This window comes from Longimicrobium sp. (genome assembly GCF_036280135.1).
GTDB lineage: Bacteria > Gemmatimonadota > Gemmatimonadetes > Longimicrobiales > Longimicrobiaceae > Longimicrobium.
This window is the reverse complement of the sequence record NZ_DASURI010000717.1, coordinates 1-8,497: the sequence shown is the minus strand read 5'-3', so window position 1 is coordinate 8,497 and position 8,497 is coordinate 1. Positions and strand designations below refer to the sequence as shown.

Annotated in this window: 3 protein-coding genes; 2 read left to right on the top strand and 1 reads right to left on the bottom strand. The window is 72.7% G+C overall.

The window, feature by feature from the left end:
• Positions 1-193: 193 nt before the first annotated feature.
• Entirely contained in the window at positions 194-4,672 is a 4,479-nt protein-coding gene (locus tag VFZ20_RS23040) for a type I polyketide synthase (RefSeq protein ID WP_329686307.1), read from the bottom strand.
• Between the two features lie 546 nt (positions 4,673-5,218).
• Between VFZ20_RS23040 and VFZ20_RS23035 the strand changes: the two genes are divergently transcribed.
• Together VFZ20_RS23035 and VFZ20_RS23030 are read left to right on the top strand one after the other, a co-directional pair.
• Complete coding sequence (locus VFZ20_RS23035) at positions 5,219-7,102, top strand: hypothetical protein (protein WP_329686306.1); 1,884 nt, start codon at positions 5,219-5,221, stop codon at positions 7,100-7,102.
• 20 nt (positions 7,103-7,122) lie between these two features.
• Positions 7,123-8,004: a glutaminyl-peptide cyclotransferase gene (locus VFZ20_RS23030; protein WP_329686305.1), complete on the top strand. Its 882-nt coding sequence runs from the start codon at positions 7,123-7,125 to the stop codon at positions 8,002-8,004.
• Positions 8,005-8,497: the final 493 nt, after the last annotated feature.

The following is an 8,497-nucleotide window of genomic DNA, read 5'->3' as shown; positions in this document are numbered from 1 at the left end:
AGGGGGGCGCCCCGCCTGCCGCCGGACCTCCCCCCTCGTGCACGAGTGCCGTGCCGTCACTTTCGCACTTTCGCACTTTCGCACTTTCGCACTTTCGCACTTTCGCACTTTCGCACTTTCGCACTTTCGCACTTTCGCACTTTCGCACTTTCGCACTTTCGCACTCTCGCACTCCCGCACTCTCGCACTGCCGTCACGCCCCCATCAGCCCCGCGGCCTCCTCCTCCGACAGCGCCTCCAGCTCGGCGATGATGGCGTCCTCGATGAGCTGCGCGAACTTCGCGATCGTGGGCGCCTCGAAGATGGACTGCAGCGGCAGGTCCAGCTGGAACTGGTCGCGCACGCGCGCCACGATCTGCGTGGCCAGCAGCGAGTGGCCGCCCAGGCCGAAGAAGTCGTCGTGGATGCCCACGCGCTCGATCCCCAGCAGCCCCTGCCACAGCGCCGCCAGCGTCTCCTCCACCTCGTTCGTGGGAGCGTGGTACTCCACGTCCAGCTCCGGGCGCTCATAGAGCGTTGCGCCGGGTGCCGCGTCGGACGCGGCGCGCGCGGCGGCGGCCAGGGCGCGCACGCGGGCCTCCACGTCCGTCACGGAGACGACCACCTGCGGCTCGCCGGCCAGCGCCAGCACGGCGTCCACCGCGGCCGGCACCTCGTCCGGGGCGATGCCCTCCTCGCCCGCCTGGCCGCCCGTCCAGTGGTCCCAGTCCACCGCCGTCCAGCGGCGTGCGGCCGCGAAGCCGTCGCTCAGGGCGTGCGCGGCGGCCATCCGCACCCGCGCCACGGTGCCCGTCACCCCCGCGATCGTCACGTCCACGAGGACGTGGCGAACGCCCCGATCCTCCAGCGCCCCGGCCAGGGCCATGTGCCGTGCCTCGTGATCGGCCAGCGCGGCCGTCCACTCCGGCGTCCACGACGCGATGCCCGCGAACTCGCCGATGGACGCGCCGTGCGGGGAGAAGATCACCGTCTCTAGCGATCCGGAGCGGTCTTCCACGGACGCGAGCGCATCCGCCAGCGCGGCGGAATCCGCGGCGTCGGCGCGGAGGGCCAGCACCTGGGCGCCGCGCGCCTCCAGCATCCGCGTGAGCTCCGCATCGCCGTCGTCCGGCGTGACGAGGGCGATGCGGACGCCGGGGCGCGCCAGGGCGAGCGCCAGCCCGCCCATCCGCCCTTCCATGGAGCCCACGAGGACGAACGCCGACCCGTCCCGGACGGCGAGGGCCGGGGCGGACGGGCGGACGGCGCGAAAGCCGCGCGTCCAGCGGTGCCGCCCGCGGAACGCCACGTCGAAGTCCGCCGCGTCCGCCACGGCCTCGGCCGCCACGCGCGCCGCCGTCCCGGGCGATGCGTCGCCGGGGGCCACGTCGATGGCGCGGCAGCGGAGGGCGGGATACTCCTGCGGCACCACGCGCGCGGCGCCCAGCAGCGCGGCGGCAGCCGGCGACACCTCCTCGTCGCCCGTCACGGCGTGCGCGCCGGCCGTGAGGACGACCAGGCGACCCTCGCCCGCCATCGCCATGGCATCCGCCAGCAGCATCAGCGTGCCGAACGCGCCACGGGCGTCCTCCAGCGCGCCGGCAAAGATCACCACGTCCGGGACGAGGCCCGTGTCGCGGAAGTCGGCGCCCAGTGCGCGGAAGTCGTCGCGCGAATCCATCCGGGCGTAGTAGGTGCGGCGGCCGGCGCTGTAGCCCGCGCCCGGGTGCAGCAGCGTCACGCGCTGCCCGGCGCGCTCCAGCGCGGACTCCAGCCGGTCCGTCAGCGGCCCCGGCGCGCCCACGAGCAGCACGCCGTGCCGCTCCGGAGGCGCCGACGGCGACGCCGTCCGCGTCCACGTGGGCAGGTAGGTCCAGTCCGCCGGGTCCGCGCGGCGCGACAGGTCGTCGCCGGACGCGGCCCGATCAGCCAGGGCGGACGGCGCGGGCGCATCCACCCAGTAGCGCTGCTTTTCCCACGGGTACGTCGGCAGCTGCACGCGGCAGCGGCGCTCCCCGGCGCGGAACGCCGCCCCGTCCACCGCCACGCCCGCCACCCACAGCCGGCCGACGGCCTCGGCCAGGAACTGCGCGTCGGGCTTGCGGTCGTACGCGTAGCGCAGCGAGGGGACGATGGCGAGCGGCGCCTGCTCGTCCTCCGCGGGCGGGCGCTGGCGGACGAACGTGGAGAGCGTCTGCCCGGGGCCGACTTCGATCAGGACGCGGCCGGGCTCGCGCAGCAGCTCGGCGATGCCGTCCGCGAAGCGCACGGTGCCCAGCAGGTGGCGCGTCCAGTAGCCGGGATCCGTCGCCTCGGCGTCGCGGATCCACGTCCCCGTGACGTTGCTGATCATGGGGATGGACGGCGCGCGCAGCGTCGTCCGGGCGATGCGCGCGGCGAGCTGCTCCGCCACGGGCGCCATCATGGGCGAGTGAAAGGCGTGCGTCGTGGCCAGGCGCCGCGCCGTGTGCCCCGCCGTGACGATGCGCTGCTCGGCATCCGCGATCGCTCCTTCGGGGCCGGAGAGGACCGTGAGCCCCGGCGCGTTGACCGTGGCGACGGCCAGCTCCGGGGTGAGAAAGGCGCGCGCGGCGGATTCGTCCAGCGACACGGCCAGCATGGCGCCGGCCGGCAGCGCATGGATCATCCGCGCGCGGTCGGCCACGAGGGCCAGCGCGTCCTCCAGGGGCAGGATGCCCGCGATGCAGGCCGCCGCGTACTCGCCCAGCGAGTGGCCGATGACGGCCTCGGGGACGACGCCCCAGCTCATCCACAGCTTCGCCATCGCGTAGTCGATGACAAAGACGGCGGGCTGCGCCAGCTCCGTGCGGTTCAGCCGGTCCGCGGCGGGATCGGCCTCGTTCGCGCGGCCCAGCATCCCCCGCAGGTCGATGCCCCCGGCCGGGGCCGCGTCGGACGGAGCGGGGCCGGAGAAAATCGCCTCGCGGATGTCCATCCCCAGCAGCGGCTGGAGGATGCGCGCGCAGGCGTCCACCTCGGCGCCGAAGGCGGGCTCGGCCTCGTACAGGCCGCGCGCCATGTTGGGGTAGTGGTCGCCCAGGCCGGGAAAGAGGAACGCGACGGAACGGCTGCCGCCCTCCGCCAGCCCCGCTACCGTGCGCTCCGGCGCCCGCTCGCGGAGGAGCCTGGCCGCATCCTCCCCCTCGCGGACGACGACCGTCCGCCGGTACGGGAACGCGCGGCGCCCCTCGATCAGGGTGAACGCCACGTCCGCCAGTGGCAGCTCCGGATGAGCCGACAGGTGCTCGGCGAGCCGGTCCGTGGCCGCGTCCAGCGCCTTTGGCGACCGCGCGGACACCCGCAGCGTCTGCCAGGGACGCGAGGGACCCGAAGGCGCCACCGGCGGCGCCTCTTCGAGGATCACGTGCGCGTTGGTCCCCCCGATGCCGAACGAGCTGACGGCGGCGCGGCGCGGATGCCCGTCCGTCTCCCATCGGCGGAGCTCGCCGGAGACGAAGAACGGACTGCGCTCGATCTCCAGCTTGGGGTTGGGCGCCGTAAAGTGGACGGTGGGCGGGATCTCGCCGTGCTCCAGGGCCAGGACCGTCTTGATGAGCCCCGTCACGCCGGCGGCCGTGTCCAGGTGGCCCACGTTGGACTTGACGGCACCCACGGCGCAAAAGCCCACGCGGTCGGTGTGGGCCCGATACGCGCGGGTGAGGGCGGCGATCTCGATGGTGTCGCCCAGGTCCGTGCCGCTGCCGTGCGCCTCCACGTAGCCGATGGTGTCGGGGTGCACGTCCGCCGCCGCCAACGCCTCGCTGATGACGGCGCTCTGCCCCTCCACGCCCGGCGCCGTGTAGGCCACGCGGTTGCCGCCGTCGTTGTTGACGGCGCTCCCCTTGATGACGGCGCGCACGGGGTCGCCGTCGCGCAGGGCGTCGGCCAGGCGCTTGAGGACGACGACGCCCACGCCGCTGCCGCTGAGCGTGCCGGCGGACTGGGCGTCAAAGGCGCGGCAGTGCCCGTCGGGGGAGAGGATGCTGCCCGGCGCGTGGACGTATCCGCTGTCCTGGGGGACGAGGACGGAGGCGCCGCCGGCCAGGGCCATGTCGCTCTCGCCGCTCAGCAGGCTCTGCACGGCCAGGTGCACGGCCACGAGCGAGGTGGAGCACGCCGTCTGCACGGAAAGGGCGGGGCCACGCAGGCCCAGCTTGTACGCCGTGCGCGTGGCGATGAAGTCCTTGCCGCTGGCCAGGTTGCTCTGCATGGCGCCCACGGACGCCATGAGCTCGGCGTTGGGGCGCACGTGGCTCTCGGTGTACATCGGCGCGCCGGCGCCGGCGTACACGCCCACGCGGCCCTCCACGCGCTCGGGCGCCCAGCCGGCGTTCTCCAGGGCCTCCCAGGCCACCTCCAGGAACAGCCGGTGCGCGGGCTCCAGCACCTCGGCCTCGCGGGGCGAGTAGCCGAAGAAGCCCGCGTCGAAGGTCTGGATGTCGTTCAGCCGGCCCGCGGACGGCACGTAGCCGGGGTACGCGATCACCTCGTCGGGGACGCCGGCGGCGCGCAGTTCCTCGGGGGTGAAGTGCGTGATGGTCTCGCGGCCGGCGCGCAGGTGGTCCCAGAACGTGTCCAGGTCGTCGGCGCCGGGCACGCGCGCGGCCATGCCGATGATGGCCACGTCGAACTCGCCGGCCTGCTGCGCGGGGTCATTGTACTGCTCGCTCATGGGATATCTGCGACCGGTCGCCCGGTGGTTTCTCGTTTCAGGACGATAATCTAATCAAACCGGCGCCGGCTGTCTGCCGGGGACCGACCGGATTTCGTCACGATTCCGAACTTCGTCAGGGTGGACGACGCCCCTCGCCGGCAGCCGAGCGCCCCAGGGTGGACGACGGCCCTCGCCGGCAGCCGAGCGCCCCCCATCCCCTGCCCTTCCCCCATGAACAGAATGGGGGAAGGGGGATCACGGCCCGTGCACGATGACTGGCAGTCCGCCGGCCCGCGGAGGGCCCCGCCCCGGCTTCACAACGCAGTTCAACCTCCCCCAGCAGTTTTGGGGGAGGTGGGCGAGCTCCGCGAGCCCGGAGGGGGCGCTCGCGCGGAGCCTGCCACACGCTTGGATCCAACCCGTGGACCGTGAACTCGTCGTGGACGCGAAGGTCAGGGACGCGAGGAACGAGCGGGGTGAGGGCCTCGCCGCTGGCCCGCCGCGCCCGCCGGTGCTAAATCTCTCGCGTCCCCCTACGTCGCACCCGCACTGCACCGCATCCGCATGCGCTCCATCCTTTCGTTCCGCGCCCGCCGCGGGCCGCACCCGGCCGTGCTGGCACTGCTGCTGCTGTCCGCCGCGCCCGCCGCCGCGCAGGGCCGCGTGGACTACGAGATCCGCTTTCCCAACCGCGCCCACCACGAGGCGGAGGTCACGGCCACGTTTCGCGGCGTGCCCGCCGGCCAGCCGCTGCAGGTGCGGATGAGCCGCAGCTCGCCCGGCCGCTACGCCCTGCACGAGTTCGCCAAGAACGTCTACAACGTCCGCGCGACCGACGGCGCCGGCCGGCCCCTCTCCTTCACGCGGCCGGACCCGCACGAGTGGGACTTTGCCGCGCACGACGGCACCGTCACCGTGCAGTACACGCTCTTTGGCGACCGCGTGGACGGCACCTACGCCGGCATCGACGAGACGCACGCGCACCTCAACATCCCCGCGACCTTCATGTTTGCCCGGGGGATGGAGAACGCGCCCGTCCGCGTGCGCTTCGAGCGGCCCGACGGCTGGCGCGTGGCCACGCAGCTCGTGCCCACGGCGGACTCCGCCGTCTTTACCGCGCCGCACCTGCAGTACTTCATGGACTCGCCCACGGAGGTGGGGCCGTGGGACGTGCGCGAGTGGACGGTGGAGGGGCCCGGCGGCCGCCCGTCCACCTTTCGCCTGGTGATGCACCACCGCGGCACGGCCCAGGAGCTGGACCGGTTCGCCGAAAAGGCGCGCGCCGTCGTCGCCGAGGAGATCGCCCTGTTCGGCGAGCCGGCGGGGTACGACTTCGGCACGTACACCTTTCTGGCGGACTACCTGCCGTGGGCCAACGGCGACGGCATGGAGCACCGCAACAGCACCGTGCTCACGTCGTCCGGCTCCCTGGCGCAGGCCGAGATGGGGCTGCTGGGCACGGTGTCGCACGAGTTCTTTCACTCGTGGAACGTGGAGCGCATTCGCCCCGACGCGCTGGAGCCGTTCAACTTCGAGGAAGCCAACATGAGCGGCGAGCTGTGGTTCGCCGAGGGCTTCACCAACTACTACGACGACCTGTTCATCCGCCGCGCCGGGCTGTACACAGACGAGGAGTACGCGCAGATCACGGGCGGCATCGCGGCCGCCGTGACCAACGCGCCCGGCCGCCGCTTCTTCAGCGCGGTGGAGATGAGCATGCAGGCGCCGTTCGTGGACGCCGCCGCCAGCATCGACCCGCAGAACCGCGGCAACACCTTTCTCTCGTACTACACGTGGGGATCGGGGATCGGGCTGGGGCTGGACCTCACGCTGCGCTCGCGGTTCCAGGGGGTGACGCTGGACGACTACATGCGCGCCGTGTGGCGCGAGTTCGGCCGGGCGCAGACGGCGGAGCAGGCGCCCGCGCGGCCGTACACCGTGGCGGACCTGCGCCGCGTGCTGGGCGAGGTCACCCGCGACACGGCGTTCGCCAACGACTTCTTTCGCCGCTACGTGGAAGGCCGTGAGGTGGTGGATTTCGGCGCGCTGCTTGCCAACGCGGGGTTCCTGCTGCGCAAGTCGCAGGCGGGCCGGCCCGTGCTGGCCGTGCAGCTCGAAGACGCCGAGGGCGGCGTGATGGTGGCCGGGTATCCGCTCGTCTTCAGCTCGTTCTACGCCGCGGGGATCGACAAGGGCGACCTGATCGTGTCCATGGGCGGCCGCCCCACGCCCAGCACCGAGGCCCTGCGCGCCGTGATCAGCGAGCACGCGGCCGGCGACGTGGTGCCGGTGGAGTTCATCGGCCGCGGCGGGCGCCGCACGGTGCAGATGACGCTCACGGAGAACCCGTCCATGGAGGCGGTGACGTACGAGAGCGCGGGGATGCAGGTGACGCCGCGGATGCGCGCCTTTCGCGAGGCCTGGCTGCGCTCGCTGGCCGGCCGATGAATCATCGAGGACACAGGACCATGCGACCCATCCTTTCCCTTGCCGTTGCCGGTGCCCTGCTGGTGGGCATTGCCGCCGCGTGCGAGCGCGGCAACGGCGCTCCTCCCACCGAAGAGTCGGAGACCATGGAGCCGCCGGCACCCGTCGCGAGCGTGGAGCAGGTGCGCAGCTATCCGCACGACTCCACCGCGTTCACGCAGGGCCTGGTGTGGCGCAACGGCCGCCTGTACGAGAGCACGGGGCGCTACGAGCAGTCCACGCTGCGCATCGTGGAGCTGGAGACGGGGCGCGTGCTGCAGCAAAGCCGGCTGGGCGGGCAGTACTTCGCCGAGGGCCTGGCCGCCGTGGGCGACACGCTGTACCAGCTTACCTGGAAGGAGGGCGTGGCCTTCATCTGGGACCCGCAGACGCTGCGGCAGATCGGGCAGGTGCAGTACAACGGCGAGGGGTGGGGCCTGGCGTCCGACGGCCGCCGGCTCATCGTGAGCGACGGCAGCAGCTACCTGAGCTTCGTCGATCCCACGACCTTTCAGCTGGACACCACGCTGCGGGTGATGGACGGCAGCCGCCCCGTGGACCAGCTGAACGAGCTGGAGTGGGTCAAGGGCGAGGTGTGGGCCAACGTGTGGCACACGCAGCGCATTGCCCGCATCGACCCGGCGACGGGGCGGGTAAAGGGCTGGCTGGACCTGTCTCCGCTGATTCCGCCCTCGACGGACCAGGAGGCCGTGCTCAACGGCATCGCGTACGACGAGGCCGCGGACCGGCTGCTGGTGACGGGCAAGCTGTGGCCCGTGCTCTACGAGATCCGCGTCCCTTCGCTGAACCTCGGCAACGGCAGCGCGTCGTCCTCCGCCCCCGCCCCCGCTCCCGCGACGCCGGACAGCGCCGCCGCCGGCTGAGGGAGCAGGCGCGGCGCCGCCACCGCGCCGCCGGAGCGAATGAATTCGCCGCTGGAACGTCGCGAAGTCCGCCTTCGCGGACTGCATGGCCGCCCTCTCCTCGTGCGGCCGGCATCAGCAAAAGCCCCGGTGATGACGCGCGTCATCACCGGGGCCTTTGTCTTTCTCCGACCGCGGTCCCCCGGAAGCGTCATCCTGAGGAGCCGCCGCGTGAGCCCGGTCAGCGCATGATCCATGGCGGCGACGAAGGATCTTGCCCGCGAAGCGACAAGCCGGCTCCGGGGCAGGGATCCGGCCTCCCGCATCGCGCGCGAGATCCTTGCGGTCGCGCCCGAAGCCTTGTGCATCTTTGAGTTCGCGCGGCGCTCCCTAAATAGAAAGTCAGGGCCAGGCTCGTGCGTGGAGGCGTGCCCCGCGCGAGCGCCCCCTCCGGGCTCGCGGAGCTCGCCCACCTCCCCCAAAAAACCCTGGGGGAGGTTGTACGGCGCGGCTT